The organism is Arsukibacterium sp. (assembly GCF_033721375.1).
In the GTDB taxonomy this organism is placed as follows: domain Bacteria; phylum Pseudomonadota; class Gammaproteobacteria; order Enterobacterales; family Alteromonadaceae; genus Alishewanella.
The window spans coordinates 556558-572530 of sequence record NZ_JAWWAP010000001.1 but is presented as its reverse complement, the minus strand read 5'-3'; the positions used below and the strand labels follow the sequence as shown (position 1 = coordinate 572530).

The 15973-nt window shown below is 50.6% G+C and carries 16 protein-coding genes; 8 read left to right on the top strand and 8 right to left on the bottom strand.

Features of this window, described 5'->3' with window-relative positions; translation table 11 throughout:
- The first annotated feature begins 260 nt into the window (after window positions 1-260).
- Genes R3187_RS02680 through R3187_RS02665 form a run of 4 tightly spaced genes read left to right on the top strand, consistent with a single transcriptional unit; the run spans window position 261 to window position 4452 of the window.
- The gene (locus R3187_RS02680) at window positions 261-1415 is read left to right on the top strand and encodes a porin (RefSeq protein WP_318965151.1); all 1155 of its coding nucleotides are present in this window, start codon (window positions 261-263) and stop codon (window positions 1413-1415) included.
- 9 nt (window positions 1416-1424) lie between these two features.
- Window positions 1425-1832, top strand: coding sequence for a phosphate ABC transporter substrate-binding protein (locus tag R3187_RS02675; protein WP_318965150.1), 408 nt, complete (start codon window positions 1425-1427; stop codon window positions 1830-1832).
- Window positions 1833-1879: 47 nt separating this feature from the next.
- Window positions 1880-3490, top strand: coding sequence for a methyl-accepting chemotaxis protein (locus R3187_RS02670; RefSeq protein WP_318965149.1), 1611 nt, complete (start codon window positions 1880-1882; stop codon window positions 3488-3490).
- A gap of 35 nt (window positions 3491-3525) precedes the next feature.
- The gene (locus R3187_RS02665; protein ID WP_318965148.1) at window positions 3526-4452 is read left to right on the top strand and encodes a chemotaxis protein; all 927 of its coding nucleotides are present in this window, start codon (window positions 3526-3528) and stop codon (window positions 4450-4452) included.
- Window positions 4453-4498: 46 nt separating this feature from the next.
- Here the strand turns inward: R3187_RS02665 and hisIE are convergent, their stop codons facing one another.
- The 8 genes from hisIE to hisG all read right to left on the bottom strand — a co-directional run bounded on the left by hisIE (window position 4499) and on the right by hisG (window position 12075).
- Window positions 4499-5113, bottom strand: a complete 615-nt coding sequence (gene hisIE / locus R3187_RS02660) for a bifunctional phosphoribosyl-AMP cyclohydrolase/phosphoribosyl-ATP diphosphatase HisIE (protein WP_318965147.1) — start codon at window positions 5111-5113, stop codon at window positions 4499-4501.
- A gap of 360 nt (window positions 5114-5473) precedes the next feature.
- Entirely contained in the window at window positions 5474-6247 is a 774-nt protein-coding gene (hisF, locus tag R3187_RS02655; protein ID WP_318965146.1) for an imidazole glycerol phosphate synthase subunit HisF, read from the bottom strand.
- On the bottom strand, window positions 6229-6975 hold the full coding sequence (hisA, locus tag R3187_RS02650; RefSeq protein ID WP_318965145.1) for a 1-(5-phosphoribosyl)-5-[(5-phosphoribosylamino)methylideneamino]imidazole-4-carboxamide isomerase: 747 nt from the start codon (window positions 6973-6975) through the stop codon (window positions 6229-6231). The genes hisF and hisA overlap by 19 nt, the downstream gene beginning before the upstream one ends.
- Window positions 6963-7556, bottom strand: a complete 594-nt coding sequence (hisH, locus tag R3187_RS02645; protein ID WP_318965144.1) for an imidazole glycerol phosphate synthase subunit HisH — start codon at window positions 7554-7556, stop codon at window positions 6963-6965. The genes hisA and hisH overlap by 13 nt, the downstream gene beginning before the upstream one ends.
- Window positions 7556-8626, bottom strand: a complete 1071-nt coding sequence (gene hisB / locus R3187_RS02640) for a bifunctional histidinol-phosphatase/imidazoleglycerol-phosphate dehydratase HisB (RefSeq protein ID WP_318965143.1) — start codon at window positions 8624-8626, stop codon at window positions 7556-7558. The genes hisH and hisB overlap by 1 nt, the downstream gene beginning before the upstream one ends.
- Window positions 8623-9765 carry a histidinol-phosphate transaminase gene (hisC, locus tag R3187_RS02635; protein ID WP_318965142.1) on the bottom strand — a complete coding sequence of 381 codons (1143 nt, stop codon included), beginning with the start codon at window positions 9763-9765 and terminating at the stop codon, window positions 8623-8625. Before hisC ends, hisB begins: the two co-directional genes overlap by 4 nt.
- On the bottom strand, window positions 9758-11164 hold the full coding sequence (hisD, locus tag R3187_RS02630) for a histidinol dehydrogenase (protein ID WP_318965141.1): 1407 nt from the start codon (window positions 11162-11164) through the stop codon (window positions 9758-9760). Before hisD ends, hisC begins: the two co-directional genes overlap by 8 nt.
- Window positions 11165-11166: 2 nt before the next feature.
- On the bottom strand, window positions 11167-12075 hold the full coding sequence (hisG, locus tag R3187_RS02625; RefSeq protein WP_318965140.1) for an ATP phosphoribosyltransferase: 909 nt from the start codon (window positions 12073-12075) through the stop codon (window positions 11167-11169).
- A 462-nt stretch (window positions 12076-12537) separates the two neighbouring features.
- Between hisG and R3187_RS02620 the strand changes: the two genes are divergently transcribed.
- The 4 genes from R3187_RS02620 to R3187_RS02605 all read left to right on the top strand — a co-directional run bounded on the left by R3187_RS02620 (window position 12538) and on the right by R3187_RS02605 (window position 15897).
- Window positions 12538-12792, top strand: coding sequence for a hypothetical protein (locus tag R3187_RS02620; RefSeq protein ID WP_318965139.1), 255 nt, complete (start codon window positions 12538-12540; stop codon window positions 12790-12792).
- A gap of 90 nt (window positions 12793-12882) precedes the next feature.
- A complete protein-coding gene (locus tag R3187_RS02615; RefSeq protein ID WP_318965138.1) occupies window positions 12883-14820 on the top strand; it encodes an ATP-dependent DNA helicase in 1938 nt (645 codons plus the stop codon).
- A 1-nt stretch (window position 14821) separates the two neighbouring features.
- Entirely contained in the window at window positions 14822-15508 is a 687-nt protein-coding gene (gene tsaB / locus R3187_RS02610) for a tRNA (adenosine(37)-N6)-threonylcarbamoyltransferase complex dimerization subunit type 1 TsaB (protein ID WP_318965137.1), read from the top strand.
- A gap of 62 nt (window positions 15509-15570) precedes the next feature.
- On the top strand, window positions 15571-15897 hold the full coding sequence (locus R3187_RS02605; RefSeq protein WP_318965136.1) for a hypothetical protein: 327 nt from the start codon (window positions 15571-15573) through the stop codon (window positions 15895-15897).
- Window positions 15898-15973 lie beyond the last annotated feature (76 nt).

The following is a 15973-nucleotide window of genomic DNA, read 5'->3' as shown; positions in this document are numbered from 1 at the left end:
ATCCGGTTTTGCACGTCAGGTTGTCATCTTTAGGAAGGGGCATAATTACTTGCTCTAATTAAGTAGTATCTTAATTAATTTCAGTCTGGTTTGCGCTGGAACAAATAAATTTAATCAAAAGATATGCCTATTTTGCCGGTTATAGCCTAAGCTAGGTTTAGCAAGTACTGAAAATAGCCAGTTGTTTCATACTGGTAATGTCGACATCTGTTGCTGATGATGTTTGAAATCAGGCGTAAGTCCCGTTCAGTGAGGTAATAATGAGAAAAAGTTTGTTAGCCCTGTCCCTTGCAGTTGCTCTAATCCCCGCCACTGCGTATGCCAACACAACAATTAACGGTTTCGCTTCTATTAAAGCAGGTATGACTACCGGCAGTGATGAGCGATTGTATGGTTATGATGATACCCTTGATTTTAAAAACGAAAGCCTGATTGCGCTGCAGGTTAAATCCGATCTTGGTGACAAGTTATCGGTTACTGCGCAGCTACTGGGCAGGGGCCGGGACGACTTTGATGTCGGCTTTGAATGGGCTTTTATCAGTTATCAGCTCAGTGACAATATGACGATTAATGCCGGCCGGCTGCGTACCCCTTTTTATAAATACTCTGACTTTAAAGATGTTGGCTATGCCTACGACTGGTTACGGGTTCCGCAAGGGGTTTATGGGCTGGGGTTTGACACCATAGAGGGGCTGACCTTTTATCGCACTGCTCAGATCGGTAGTGTCGACTCGACCCTGCAACTGATTTTCGGTGGTTACGATGGTAATGCCAGTCTAAGCGGCGTCCAGGTCAGTGCTCAGATTGACAACGTAGCCGGGGTTACCTGGGAGCTGGCAAAAGATGCGTTCAGTGCCCGCTTTGCCTATTTAACCGGTAAAACCAGTATTGATACCTTACCTGTCACCCTGGCTCCGGGTTTTACTGTCGGCAATCTGTATCAGGCGCTGACGGCTAATGGCCTGACGCCGTTGGTTACCGCCATTGATATTGATGACGAGAGTTCAAATTTTATTGGGGTTGGCCTGACATACGATGACAGTGACTGGATCGCCGTCGCTGAATATACCCGGGTTGAAGTTGAGGACAGTTTTATCTCAATTCAGAAAAACTGGTATGCATCACTCGGTAAACGGTTTGATAGTTTTACCCCTTATATTTCCTATGAGCGCGAAAATAATGATGCCGTAGTCAGCATCTATCAGCCCTATACCACCGTATTACCACCACAGCTGCTGATGCCGGTGCAAGGTTTGGTGGCAACTCAGGAGCGGGATGCCAGCACCTGGAACCTTGGTGTTCGCTACGACTTTCACCCTTCTGCCGCGTTTAAAGCGCAATTCAGTTCAGAAGATAATGAGACAACCGGCCAGCGTAATGGCGTATTGGCATTTGGTGTTGATTTGGTTTTTTAAGGAGCCTATATGTTAAGCAGATTCTTAGCCATTGTTTTACTCCTTGCGGCTTCAGGCACGGTATTGCCGCTTAATGCTGACATCGCTGTTATCGTTAATCCGGCCAACGCTGTGACCGTTACGCCTGATGAACTGACCCGACTTTATACCGGTCGTTCCTCGGCACTTGCTGCAGTTAATATTGCCGAAAGTTCACCGCTGCGTGGTCAGTTTGATGAAAAAGGCGTCGGTCGTTCTTCCGCTCAGTTAAAAGCCCATTGGTCGAAACTGGTTTTCACCGGTAAGGGAACCCCGCCGCTGGAGCTGGCAACAGAAGCAGCAGTAATTGATTACGTAGCCCAAAACCCCAATGCGGTGGGCTATGTTGATGCCGCCAGCGTGACAGATGCTGTCAAAGTAGTCCTTACCCTTAACTGACAGCGGTTTTCCAGGCAGTTAGCTGGTGGGCATAAAAGAGTATTGTTATGAAAAATATGTCGATAGTAATGAAGATCTGGTTGGTTATCGGGCTGGCAGTTATCGCATTCTCAACGGTAGTGGCGGTCAGTGTTTATTTTACCGCTAAGAATAACGCAACCACTCAAAGTATGCGGGATTACATGTATGAAACATCAAAACTGGCTTCACAGGTGCATTCAGGGTTTAATTCGCTGGATGAGTTTTTTACCCAGGCAGTAACCTTATCAGATCCTGATTTGCTGGCGACTGCGCAACAACATAGTGCCAAGCTGCAGCAAAACCTGAACCGGCTGAAAACCCTGAATCCTTCTCAGCAGAGTTTACTTGATGAATTGCAGCGGGATGCAGCCGCCTATGCCGCGCTGGCCGGTGGTATCGCCCAGCAATTTATTGACGGTAATGTTGATTTCGCCAAAATTCAGGCCAGTGTGGCGACCAAAACTGAACAGTTTGAACGTCTGAACAGTCGGTTTGCTGAGTTTGAACAGCAGGCTGATGCGCGTTTTTCCCAGGCAATTGAAGATATGTCGGGCAATATGGATTTGGCTTTAACAGTTATTCTGGCACTGGGCAGCGTACTGATCCTGTTAACTGCAGGGTTGGGGCATTTTATTGCCAGCCGGATCAGCAATTCCGCCAAAACACTTGGGGTATCGCTGGCAGAACTTGCCAGTGGTAAAGGCAATCTGGGCAGCCGCTTGCCGGTAACCGGCAACGATGAGCTCGGGGTAGTAGCGAAACAATTTAATTTGTTTATCCAGATGCTGCAAACGTCGTTTAACGATCTGGCGAAAACGATAGAGCCGCTTAACCGCAGTGCTAAAGACCTGGCTTCAGGCATGAATAACATGGAGAAAATGACTCTGGAACAATCTGATAACTCTGAGACCGTCAGCCACAGCATGGCGGAGATGCAGTTATCGGTGCAGGATATCAGTCAGTCGGCCAACGATGCGGCCAGCGGCGCCGGCAAAGCTAACGAACTGGCGAAGCTGGGATTGGATAAAACCAGTCATGCCGTGAAATACTCGCAGGGTTTATCTGATGAAATAAAGCACGCGCAGGACGTTATTACTGAGCTGGCGGAGAAAACCAAAAACGTTACGGACATTCTGAAAAGTATTAATGATATTGCTGATCAAACCAATTTACTGGCATTGAATGCCGCCATTGAAGCTGCCAGGGCTGGTGAACACGGCAGGGGGTTTTCAGTGGTAGCAGATGAAGTGCGCAACTTATCGTCAAAAACAGCGAAATCAGTCACCATGGTGCAGGAAGTATTGCGCCAACTGAACGATAATGTCAGTGGTGCGGTCAGTATTATGAGTCAGGCGGTAAGTAATGCCGAACATTCAGCCAGTCTGGCTGCCGACGCAGGCAGCTCGATTGAGCAAATTAATCATGAAGTGCAGCAAATCAGCATGTTAAATGCGCAGATTGCTGCAGCGACGGAACAACAAACCATGGTTGCCGAGCAAATAGCCAGTAATACCGCTAAAATGATAGGATCATTTGCCCAAACCAAGAGCTTGCAGTTAAGTGTCCATGGTATATCAGACGACTTACGGGTACTGTCCGAATCGCTGGTAACGGTAAGTTCAAAATTTGAGACCTGATTTTAACGCAACCCAGGTTGCAGTGAGGAAGCACCATGAGTTCATTAATGAGTTCGGTCGACCAGAGAACCAATATTGTGGGTCAGAACCGTCTGGAATTACTGATTTTCCGCTTAACCGGTCAGCAACCCTATGGCATTAACGTATTTAAGGTGCGGGAGGTTATTCAGTGCCCGCAACTGACCGATATGCCCGGTGCAAATGCTCATGTCCGGGGTATTGCCCATTTGCGTGGTACACCGGTTACTGTTATCGATTTAAGTAAAGCCACGGGTGGCAAATCGATTGAAGATCTGAGCAAAGCTTATATTCTGGTGACTGAGTATAACCGTACCACTCAGGGCTTTCTGGTTGGTGGTATTGATCGCATCGTTAATATTAACTGGGAGCAGATACTGCCTCCACCAAAAGGGGCAGGGCGCAGTCACTATCTGACCGCGGTAACCCAGCTGGACGATAAACTTGTGCAGATATTGGATGTGGAAAAGGTATTTGCAGAAATATCTCCCCCCGATGAGGAAGTCAGTGAAACCATTAAGCAGCGCAAATCAGAGCGTGATTTATCTAAACTGACAGTACTGGTTGCAGATGACTCAGCTGTAGCGCGCAATCAGGTGAAACGGGCGCTCAGTTCAATTGGTATAAACGTTGAGCTGGTGAATGATGGCCGGCTGGCACTGGACTGGTTAACAGCCAAAGCAGAGGAAGTGGGCGGCGACATTTCCGACCAGGTACCGCTACTGATTTCTGATATTGAAATGCCGGAAATGGATGGGTACACCCTGACCGCGGAAGTTAAAGCGCATGAACATCTGAAAAATGTCCATATTGTGCTGCATTCATCACTGAGCGGTGTATTTAACGAAGCAATGGTGAAAAAAGTCGGCGCCGACCAGTTTATTGCCAAGTTTCACCCGGATGAGCTGGCTTCAGCAGTACAGCACTGGATGTCGATAGATTAAGTTAAGTTAGCAGGGTAGTGCTATTCAAGCGCTACCCTGCAGCGGCTTATTTATGCCGTTGTTGTAATACCTGGATGACATCATTCAGTTCTAATTTCTGGCTGCGCAACAATACCAGCAGGTGAAAGATTAGATCGGCCGCTTCATTGGCCAGCTCTTCCCGGTCACCGGCCATTGCCGCCAGCGCCGATTCCACGCCTTCTTCGCCGACTTTCTGGGCGATTCGTTTTACCCCTTTAGCAAACAGGCTGGCCGTGTAACTGCTGGCCGGATCCGCACCTTCGCGGCTTTGAATAACATGCTCTAAATCATACAAAAAACTCAGCTGCGGGCTGTTTGCTGCATTGTCATGCCAGCAGGTTTCAGTACCAACATGGCAGGTAGGGCCGTTGGGCTGAGCCAGCACTAAAATGCTGTCGGCATCGCAATCACTGGCAATGCTGACCAATTGCAACGTATTGCCGGAACTTTCGCCTTTGGTCCACAGCCGCTGTTTGCTGCGACTGAAAAAGGTCACCTGGCCGCTTTGCAGGGTATGTTCAAGTGCTTGCGGGTTCATATAGCCCTGCATCAGCACTTTACCGGAAACGGCGTGCTGCACTATTGCCGGCAGTAACTGGTTTTCGGGCCAGCTAAGCTGGCTGATTTGTTCTTGGTTCATAGGTAACCTTATATTTATTTTTTTGCCAATGTACAGCTGTTCTGGCTCTGAGGCTTAGTTGCACACAGAGACGCCGTAAATACATCCTTGTAGGCTCCTCTGTGGCATCCCTGCCACAGACGCTCTGTTTAGCAGCTAAGCCTCGACGCTGGAGACATTCGCTTTGCGGCTGGCACAAGCAAAGCAAGCGCGGATGTACTTTTTTCAGCGACCGTTGCAGGCCATGGATGGCCGGAACCGAGCTCCATGGACGGTTTATGGCGTGTCGCAGAAAAAATGTACGCAGCGATTGCGTTTTCGAAGCGCTTGCCTCAGTCCGCATCAGAGTCGTGTCAGAGAGCTTCAGCGTAAAACAAGGCGCTATGGCCTGATACTTACTCCATCGGCAATCAGTTTCGCTTTCAGCGCGGCAATCTCAATAATCGCTTTGTGAAATACACTGGCCGCCAACGCGCCGTCGACATCAGCTTGCTGAAACACCTGAGTAAAATGTTCCATAGTACCGGCACCGCCACTGGCAATTAACGGTACCCGGCAGACATCACGAATGCTTTTCAGCTGGGCAATATCATAACCCTGGCGCACGCCATCCTGATTCATGCAATTTAGCACAATTTCTCCGGCGCCCCGTGCCTGCACCTCAGCCACCCAGTCGCGGGTAAGCCAGCGGGTTTTCTGGGTACGGCTTTCATCACCGGTAAACTGGTATACCTGATACTGGCCCGAAGCGACATCAAAAAAGCTGTCGATGCCAACCACCACACACTGCTGGCCAAACACATGATTAAGCTCGCTGATAAGTTCAGGCCGCGCCAGGGCAGGGCTGTTAATCGAGACTTTATCAGCGCCCATTTCCAGGATTTTGCCGGCATCGACCACACTTTTAATGCCACCTGCGACACAAAACGGGATATCAATTACTTCAGCAATCCGCCGTACCCAGCTTTTATCCACCACCCGGCCATCGCTCGAGGCAGTAATATCGTAAAACACCAACTCATCAGCGCCGGCTTCGGCGTAGCGCTGGGCTAAGGGGACAATATCGCCGATAATTTCATGGTTACGGAACTGGACGCCTTTAACCACCTTGCCATCGCGCACATCTAAACAGGGAATTAACCGTTTTGCCAGCATGCAATGGCCTCCTTCAGGGTAAACTTACCTTCCAGTAACGAGCGGCCGAGGATAACGCCAGCCACGCCACTACCTGTTAACGCTTTAATATCATCCAGCGAGCCAATACCGCCGGATGCCTGCCACTGAATTTGCGGGTAATGGGCGGTAAGCTCACGGTAAAGCGCCACGTTTGAACCACTCAAGGTACCATCGCGGCTGATATCCGTGCATAGCACATGTTTTGCGCCAGCTCCGATGTAATCGTCCAGCACTTGCTCTAAGGTAATGTTAGATTGCTCAATCCAGCCGTGGGAGGGCAGGGTTTTCTGCCCTTTATCATTAATCGCTACATCAAGTGCCAGTACAATCTGCTCGCCACCGTATTTACCGATCCAGCTCTGCACCAGCTCTGGCTCACGAATAGCCAGGCTGCCAATGACTACCCGGCCGGCACCGGCGTCGAGTAAATCAATAACATCCTGCTCAGAGCGAACGCCGCCGCCAACCTGAATATGCAGCGGAGATGCTGTCATCAGCTCTGTTAACAGTGCCAGCTGTCGCTTGCTGGCATCTTTAGCACCGGATAAGTCGACAATATGCAGCCAGTCACTGCCATCCTGGGCATACTGGTTGCGTAAGCTAAGCGGGCTGAACTGGTATTCAGTGGTGCTGTCGTAACGCCCCTGATACAGGCGTACCACAGTACCGTCTATTAAATCTATTGCCGGGATAATCACAATTGCCACTCCAGAAAATTCTGTAATAAGCGGGCGCCCGTTTTACCGGAGCGCTCCGGGTGAAACTGCGCACCTGCAACGTTATCTTTGCCAATAACTGCGGCAAAATCGCTACCATAGTTACACAGTGCCAGCGCATGCTCACCCGGCGCGACCGCAAAACTATGGACAAAATACAGATAATCAATGCTGGTAAAACCCTTCATCAGTGGATGACTGCTGATATTATGCAGAGTATTCCAGCCCATATGCGGTAAGCGTAGACCGGCACTTTCCATTGGCAGTACCCGTCCCGGGATCAGGTTTAAACACGGCACGTCACCTTCCATACTGTGGCTGGTTAACATTTGCATACCTAAGCAAATCCCCAGCAGCGGTTGTTGTAAGCCCTGCAAAGTCTCGATAAGTTCGCCATGCTGCAGTTGCGCCATAGCATTGTGGGCGGTGCCGACACCCGGCAATACCACTTTATCGGCGGCTTTAATTACCGCCGCATCACGGCTGATCGTTGCCTCAACCGCAAGTCGTTTAAAGGCAAAATAAACCGAGCTGATATTGGCGCAGCCGGTATCAACAATCACCAACTGCATTACAGTACTCCTTTGGAGCTTGGCAATGCTTCACCAGAGATAGTAATGGCCTGGCGCAATGCCCGGCCAAAGGCTTTAAACAGGCCTTCTACCATGTGGTGTTTATTGCCGTCAGTAATAGACAAGTGCAGGCTGATTAACATGGCATCGCTGAGTGAACGGAAAAAGTGCGGCACCATTTCCAGATTAAGGCCACCGACACTGCCTTCGCCTAAGTTGGCATCGAATTTAAACAACGGCCGGCCCGATAAATCCAGCACGCACTCGGCCCGGCACTCATCCATTGGCAGCACAAAACCAAAGCGGTTAATACCACGCTTATTGCCAAGCGCCTGTTTCAGCGCCTGTCCCAGCGCCAGTGCAGTATCTTCGACACTGTGGTGATCATCAATATGCAGATCGCCCTCAACCTTTACCTGCAGCGAAAAGCCGCCATGAGTGGCAATTTGCTCCAGCATATGGTCAAAAAAGCCGACACCGGTATTAAAACTGTTGTTGCCGCTGCTATCCAGATCAACGCTGATTTCAATATCGGTTTCGCGGGTTGTCCGGCGCACGGTGGCCTGGCGGCCGCGGCTGAGCAGCCGTTTTGTTATCTCAGGCCAGCCCAGGGTATCACGGTTGTACAAAAATGATGGCAGCCCCATATTGTCAGCCAGTTGCACATCGGTTTGCCGGTCACCAATAACAAATGAATTGGTAAAGTCGATTTTTCCTTGCTGCAGGTAGTCTTTTACCAGCCCCAGCTTGGGTTTGCGACAGCTGCAGTTGTCCTGTTCAAAGTGCGGACAAATCAATACATCATCAAACTGAATGCCTTGCGAGGTTAACAGCTGCATCATTTTGTCGTGCGGCGCATCAAAGGTGTCGCGCGGGAAGCTACTGGTTCCCAGACCATCCTGATTGGTTACCATCACCAGGCGGTAGCCGGCGGCCTGCAGTTTGAGTAATGCAGGCACCAGACCGGGCTCGTAAGCCAGCTTTTCCAGGCTGTCGAGCTGCTTGTCTACCGGCGGCTCTTCCACCATGGTGCCATCGCGGTCAATAAATAAAATAGGCTGGCCACTCATGCATGTTCTCTCTTTGGTTGATTGTTTAAAGCGGTGTTGTCAGCTGAAAAATACTGTTGCATTGCCACTGTCAGGCGCTGCATCTCAGCGGCGTTGCCAACAGACACCCGCACTACCTGCGATAGCCCCAGCTGACTGGACTGATTGCGGATTAAAATGTCAGCCTTAATCAGCGCAGCGACACAGTCTGCCGCATCGGCCACCTGCAGCAATATGTAGTTGGCATTACTGGGCCATATTTTCTGCACGCCCGGCATCTGCCTGGCAGCGGTGATAAAGTCGGTTCGCAGCTGATTAATAGTGGTGACACTTTGCTGCATCTGCCGGATGCCAGCAGCTGATAACGCCTGAGCGGCAATTTGTGCCACCGGCTCAGCAATCGGGTAGGGCGCGATCATTTTTTTCAGCGCATTAATTATCTGAGGTGCGGCCAGGGTAAAGCCACAGCGCAGCCCGGCCAGGCCAAAGGCTTTAGACAGCGTCCTCAGCACCACTAAATGCGGGTAGCGACTAAGCAGTGGCACTACCGACGCTTCGGGGGCAAACTCAATATAAGCTTCGTCGACGACTACCAGTGCTTTGTCTTTAAAATGCTCCAGCACCGCGATAATCTGCTGGTGTGGAATCAGATCACCGGTCGGATTATTCGGGCTGCAGATAAACACCAGCTTAGGCCGGGTGGCAAAAATGCCGTCCAGATCGAGCTGCTCATTATCAAGCAGCACTTTATTCACCGCAGTCTGATTACTCTCGGCACTTATTGCATACATACCATAAGTGGGCGGGCAAATGGTAATGCTGTCGGTTTTTGGCTCGCAAAAGCTGCGGATTAACAGCTCAATGCCTTCATCGGCGCCGCGGCTGACCAGCACCTGGTCGGAGCTTACGCCGGCATAAGCCGCATAAGCGTTAATGACGGCTTTGGGCTGGCATGACGGATAGCGGTTAAAGGTGCCATCCAGCTGATAAGCCGGTGCCAGCGCATTTTCGTTGGCATTAAGCCAGACAGCGCCACCACTCATGCTGCTGCGGGCTGAAGCATACGGCACCAGATCTTTTACTAATTGCCGGGCCAGGCTGTTTACCTCAGAAGCGGTTACCTCAGAAGCGGTTACCTCAGAAACGGTTAGCTCAGACATGCTTTATCTCCGCCTTTGTTGTGTCCTGTGAATTGTTGTTGTCTGTAGTCTGGTTATCTGCAGTCAGGTTAGCAAGCGCCGCCAGGCGCAGCCGTACTGCATTAGCATGGGCTTGCAGACTTTCGGCCTCAGCCAGCGTTACAATAGCCGGGCCAATATTGCGCATACCTGTGGCTGATAATGTTTGTACCGTGTAACGCCGGTAGAAGTCAGTTAATGACAAACTGGATACCGTTTTGCTGTAGCCATAAGTTGGCAGCACATGGTTAGTACCACTGGCATAATCACCGGCCGATTCGGGGGTCCACTGGCCAACAAAAATGCTGGCGGCACTGCTGAACTGGTCAATAAGCTCTGCATCAATCGCTGTTTGCACAATTAAATGCTCCGGTGCATAGGCGTTGGTGACAGCGACAGCCTGCTCCAGATCGGCTGTTAAAATATAGCGGCTGTGACTGAGCGCCGCTGCGGCAATAGCCTGGCGCGGTAATTCAGCCAGTTGTCTGGCAACTTCCTGCTGCACGGCGTCAATTAACACGGCACTGTCACTGACTAAAATGACCTGGGAGTCGGGGCCATGTTCGGCCTGAGAGAGCAAGTCTGCAGCAACAAAAGCCGGATTTGCGGTATTATCAGCCAGCACCAGCACTTCAGATGGGCCGGCTGGCATATCAATCATGGCGCCTTTGACATCCTGACTTACCTGTTGCTTTGCCTCGGTGACAAAACGGTTGCCGGGGCCAAAAATTTTATCTACTTTGCCAATCGTTTCGGTGCCATAGGCCAGTGCGGCAATCGCCTGGGCGCCACCAATGGTATAAATTTCTGTAATACCGCATAGCTCTGCCGCATACAGAATTTCCGGTGCAATATCATCAGCGGCTGGTTTGCCAGGCGGTGTAACCAATACAGGGCGCGGGCAACCTGCCAGCTGCGCTGGTACGCCCAGCATCAGTACTGTAGACGGTAATGGCGCACTGCCACCCGGGATATAAAGACCAACAGCATTAATTGCCCGGCTTTTTAACTGACAAATCACACCGCTGCTGGTTTCCACTTCAATATCGCGGGGCAGCTGGGCCGCATGAAACTTGCGGATATTATCATACGCCAGCTCAATGGCGGCTTTGCGCTCCGGTAATAAGGTTGCCAGCACACTACGTTTTTTGCTGTCGCTTAACCGTAGCGGATTATCAGCCAAGCCATCAAACTGCCGGCTATACGCCCGAAGCGCGCTGTCGCCCTGCTGTTTAACGGTACCGATAATAGCGCGGACCTGGTCGGATAAACCCGCTGTGTCAGGCAGTTCAGGCCGGGCCAGCGCAGCGAGTCGCTGCTCAGCAGTAAGCTGTGGCCAGTTAAACAGGGACGCCGACGTTTTCGCCATGGTATCAGCCATCGTTACTCCATCATTTTTTCGATTGGCAACACTAAAATAGAGCTGGCACCCAGTGCCTTTAATTGCTCCATGGTTTCCCAGAACAGGGTTTCGCTGCTAACCACGTGAATGGCTACCATATTGTCATTGCCTGCCAGTGGCAGCATGGTCGGGTTTTCGGCGCCGGGCAGTAACGCAATCACCTCGTCCAGTTTGGCGCGTGGCGCATGCAGCATAATGTATTTACTTTCATTGGCCTGCATAACCCCGTTAATCCGCGGCATTAGTTTGTTTATCAGTTTAAGCTGTTTGCTGTCAGTTAAACCTTTACGTTGAATAAGCACGGCCTTGCTGCGATAAATCACATCCACTTCTTTTAAGCCGTTGGCTTCCAGCGTGGCACCGGTTGAAACCAGATCGCAGATGGCATCGGCCAGGCCGGCACGTGGCGCAACTTCAACCGAGCCTTTTAAATTGACCACCCGGGCATTCACACCCTGCTGCTTTAAGTAGCGGCCCAGCAACCTTGGGTAGGTTGTAGCAATGGTCTTGCCGTCTAATGAAGCAGGGCCCTGATATTCATCTTCCTGTGGCACGGCAATTGATAAGCGGCAGCCGCCAAAATCAAGCCGTTTTAATACGGTATAGTCATAGCTGTCGTTATCCAGTTGCCGTTGCAGTGATTCTTCTTCCAGCACGTTTTCGCCGACAATGCCCAGGTCACAAACCCCATCCATTACCAGACCCGGAATATCATCATCGCGCACCCGCAGAATATCAATGTCCATATTCTCGACATGGGCAATCAGTCGCTGCTCACGTAAGTTAATTTTTAAACCACAGCTGGTAAAAAGGGCCTGCGAATCAATCGATAACCGACCTGATTTCTGCATTGCAATACGTAAGCGTTTACTTTCTGTTGCCGGACTCATAACGGTCTCCAAGACGATAACTAAAATTGGTGAATATATTTTTAAATACATTAAACAAAAACCCCGGGCCTGGGCTCGGGGTTTTTGATACGTTACCACCGGAGCGCCAGACTGCAGCCCTCCGAAATATCGGACGGCTAGTGCCTATGATGGTGCTGCAGGGGGGTAACGTTAAACATATGCTGATTCTTGCTTATTAAGATGCTATACAAGTTACCGCTACAACAACGAAAGTGCAAGCATGTTATCTTTAGCGCTAAGCAATGAGTTAAGCATTAAGTGATTGAATATAATCATTTATAATTATGATGCTACTGTTTGCCGCTAATTTATTTTTTTGCAGCTGAACTGGTCAACTGAATTTATCGCTTTAAAAGTGGTCAACTTGTATAGTCAATAGTTGCCGGGTTCAAGGTTTTCGGCTTCAGGCCGATAACAACTTAATCAGTCTTGTAGGGGATTATGATGGACGCATTTATGCCATTTATGCCTAGGGTGCCCGGCACGCCGGTAGATCCTGATCCAAAGCAGGTGGTACCGGTATTTAAAGAAGCCAGGTTAAGCCCGTTGAAACAGCATGAGCAGAAGTTTCTTATTCTGCGCCCGCCTGTATCCCGCAAGAACGGGCGCAACGAGCAGTATCCTGAGCCACCTTACACTACCCCGGAAGAAGACCAGCACGTTGATAAAGACGGCCATCTGGATATTTTTGTCTGAATTTTTCTGCTGATAAAGGCATAATAACGCTCTTTTAACGAGCAGGTGCCGTCGTGACCCGTTTAAACTCCAGCCTGAACCAACAAAACCATGACCAATAGTCTCGCCAGACAGGTGCTGGCCGCCTTTGCGGTAAAGGGCAAACTGGCCAGTAATATAGCCGGTTTCAATCCGCGCCAGGCCCAGTTGCAAATGGCTGAAGCCGTGGCCGGCGCTATTACGGATAATACGGCGCTGGTCGTAGAAGCCGGTACCGGCACCGGTAAAACCTATGCTTATCTGGTACCGGCGTTACTGGCGGGCAAGAAGGTTATTCTGTCCACCGGTACTAAAAATCTGCAGGAACAGTTGTTTCTGCGTGATTTACCCAAAGTACAGCAGGCGCTGGCCAGTCCGCTGCATACAGCGCTGTTAAAAGGCCGGGCTAATTACCTTTGTCTGTTCCGGCTGGAGCAGCATTATAATCATGTGCCGCTGCAGGATGATCAGCTGATCCAGGATTTAAGCCTGATTAAAAAGTGGTCATCAGAAACCCAGTCTGGTGATATTGGCGAACTGAGTTATATTGCCGAAGACTCTAAAGCCCTGCCATATGTAACCAGCACCACCGATAATTGCCTGGGCAAAGACTGCCCGGTATATGAAGACTGCCATCTGCTGAAAGCCCGCAAAAATGCCCAGGCTGCTGATTTAGTGGTAGTGAACCATCATTTATTTTTCGCCGATTTAGCGTTAAAAGACACCGGCTTTGGTGAGCTGCTGCCGCAAATGGATGTGATTATTTTCGATGAAGCTCATCAATTACCTGATATTGCCAGTGATTATTTTGGCGAGCAGGTATCCAGCCGCTTATTGCTGGATTTATGCCGTGATTTGGAACTGGCTTGTAAGACCGAGCTTCGGGATCATCCGCAATTAGTCAAAGTTGCTGAAAAGCTGGCCAGTTTAGTCCGTGACTGGCGCCTGCAGTTTGCTGCCGACCCCGCTCGTGGTAACTGGCGTGATTTAGCGCAGCAGGCACCGATGCAAACTGCGCTTACCCGGGTAAACGATGCGATTGATATGCTGTATCAGGTATTAAAAAGCAGCCTGGGCCGCAGTGACACTGTTGACAGTGTGTTTGAGCGTCTGGCGCAATTAAAAAACCGCTTGCTGAAAATGCAGGATTTAACTCAGACCGGGGTAAGTCTGTGGTATGAAACCAGTCGTTTGCATGTCAGTTTGCATTTAACGCCGCTGAGTATTGCACAGCGGTTTAAAGCAATAGTAGCTGCGGAGCAGCGCAGCTGGATTTTTACCTCAGCTACTTTGTCGGTGAACGAGGGCTTCAGCCATTATACTGCGCAGATGGGGCTGGATGATGCCCAGACCCTGCTGCTCGAAAGCCCGTTCGATTACGCCAGCCAGGCAATGTTATGCCTGCCACGCTATTTACCAGAGCCGCATCAGCAGCAAATGGGGCCGGCGTTATTAGCACTGGCGGTAAAGCTGATTAAAGCCAACAACGGTCGTTGCTTCTTTTTATTTACCAGTCATCGGATGTTGCAGTGGATGGCGAATGCACTACCTGAGCAAATCAGTCAACCGGTGCTGGTGCAGGGGAGTACCGGCAAACGCCTGCTGCTGGAGCAGTTTGTTACCCTGGACAACGCGGTATTGCTCGGGACCGGTAGCTTCTGGGAAGGGGTTGATGTGCGTGGCGATACCCTGAGCTGTGTGATTATTGATAAACTGCCGTTCGCGTCGCCTGACGACCCTTTGCTGCAGGCACGCAGTGAAGATTGTCAGCGCCGCGGCCTTGACCCGTTCAGTACCGTGCAGTTACCGCAAGCGGTCATTACCTTAAAGCAAGGGGTAGGCCGGCTTATCCGTGATGTCACCGACCGCGGCGTGCTGGTGATTTGTGATAACCGCTTGGTCACCCGGCCTTACGGCAGCGTGTTTCTGAAGAGTCTGCCACCGATGCGGCGCACCCGCTCTCTGGACGATGCCGTGGCGTTTTTACAACAAACAAGACAGGAAAAGTAAGGTGAAGTTACTGGCATTAGATACCTCAACTGAAGCATGTTCAGTGGCCCTGCTATACCAGGGCAGTATTATTGCGCTGGACGAAGTGTGTCCGCAGCAGCACAGCAAAAGAGTGCTGCCAATGATTGATGGTTTACTGGCCGAAGCCGGGCTGAATTTAACCAGTCTGGACGGCATCGTGTTTGGCCGCGGTCCGGGCAGTTTTACCGGGGTAAGAATTGGCGTGTCAGTGGCACAAGGTCTGGCATTTGGTGCTGATTTGCCGGTATATGGTGTCTCTACATTAGCAGCAATGTCCCAGGCAGCGGTGCGCTTGCATCAGGCCAGTCAGATCGTCGCCGCTATTGATGCCCGGATGGCCGAAGTGTATCTGGCAAGCTATCGCTGCGACAGCGACGGTGTGGTGCAGCAATTGACTGCTGAGCAGGCGATTAAACCACACTTGCTGCCACCAATGGCGTTAAGTGGCCCGGTTATGGCGGTAGGAACCGGCTGGCAAACGTATGCCAGTGAATTACTGGCAGCTCAGCATGCTGAAATTGCCAGTGATATTCTTTATCCGTCGGCGCAGGATATGCTAACGCTGGCCCGGCCGGCGTTCTTTGAAGGACATTTTGTCAGCGCAGAGCAAGCCGAGCCCAGCTACGTGCGGGACGAGGTCAGTTGGAAAAAACTACCGGGCAGATAAAATACTTGGATAAAGTAGTAAAGCGGTTATAATTACACCAGTTTGCTTACTATGAAGATGTTATGAGCCTGACTGTAAACCAAAGCCTGAATGCCCCCGCTAACGTTGCCAGCGTATTTGCCGGCACTGAGCAGCGTCGTGTGCCGCAGGCTGAAGATAATCGATTGTCAGGTTTGGCAGGCGGCAATACCGGCACCGGTATCCGCGCCAGTCAGCAGGTGATTAATCAGCTGGATAACGAACGCAATCAGCGCAGTAACTTTCAGAACTTTAACACCAATAACAACAGCAACCGCGGCCAGCAAGCGGTTGCCGCCTACCAGAGCCAGCAAAACGAGCAGCGCCGGGCTGAAGTTCAGTCTTTATTGGGCGTTGATCTTTACGCCTGAACTAATCCAGTTATCGTCACTTTACGTACACACGTCATAATGAAGTCGTTATAAACTGCAACGCAGTTTCGATATA

What these genes read in the sequence shown, in the direction of transcription:
- R3187_RS02680 (WP_318965151.1), top strand. Translation starts at nt 261, where the DNA reads ATGAGAAAAAGTTTGTTAGCCCTGTCCCTTGCAGTTGCTCTAATCCCC.
- R3187_RS02675 (WP_318965150.1), top strand. Translation starts at nt 1,425, where the DNA reads ATGTTAAGCAGATTCTTAGCCATTGTTTTACTCCTTGCGGCTTCAGGC.
- R3187_RS02670 (WP_318965149.1), top strand. Translation starts at nt 1,880, where the DNA reads ATGAAAAATATGTCGATAGTAATGAAGATCTGGTTGGTTATCGGGCTG.
- R3187_RS02665 (WP_318965148.1), top strand. Translation starts at nt 3,526, where the DNA reads ATGAGTTCATTAATGAGTTCGGTCGACCAGAGAACCAATATTGTGGGT.
- hisIE (WP_318965147.1), bottom strand. Translation starts at nt 5,113, where the DNA reads ATGAACCAAGAACAAATCAGCCAGCTTAGCTGGCCCGAAAACCAGTTA.
- hisF (WP_318965146.1), bottom strand. Translation starts at nt 6,247, where the DNA reads ATGCTGGCAAAACGGTTAATTCCCTGTTTAGATGTGCGCGATGGCAAG.
- hisH (WP_318965144.1), bottom strand. Translation starts at nt 7,556, where the DNA reads ATGCAGTTGGTGATTGTTGATACCGGCTGCGCCAATATCAGCTCGGTT.
- hisB (WP_318965143.1), bottom strand. Translation starts at nt 8,626, where the DNA reads ATGAGTGGCCAGCCTATTTTATTTATTGACCGCGATGGCACCATGGTG.
- hisC (WP_318965142.1), bottom strand. Translation starts at nt 9,765, where the DNA reads ATGTCTGAGCTAACCGTTTCTGAGGTAACCGCTTCTGAGGTAACCGCT.
- hisD (WP_318965141.1), bottom strand. Translation starts at nt 11,164, where the DNA reads ATGGCTGATACCATGGCGAAAACGTCGGCGTCCCTGTTTAACTGGCCA.
- hisG (WP_318965140.1), bottom strand. Translation starts at nt 12,075, where the DNA reads ATGAGTCCGGCAACAGAAAGTAAACGCTTACGTATTGCAATGCAGAAA.
- R3187_RS02620 (WP_318965139.1), top strand. Translation starts at nt 12,538, where the DNA reads ATGATGGACGCATTTATGCCATTTATGCCTAGGGTGCCCGGCACGCCG.
- R3187_RS02615 (WP_318965138.1), top strand. Translation starts at nt 12,883, where the DNA reads ATGACCAATAGTCTCGCCAGACAGGTGCTGGCCGCCTTTGCGGTAAAG.
- R3187_RS02605 (WP_318965136.1), top strand. Translation starts at nt 15,571, where the DNA reads ATGAGCCTGACTGTAAACCAAAGCCTGAATGCCCCCGCTAACGTTGCC.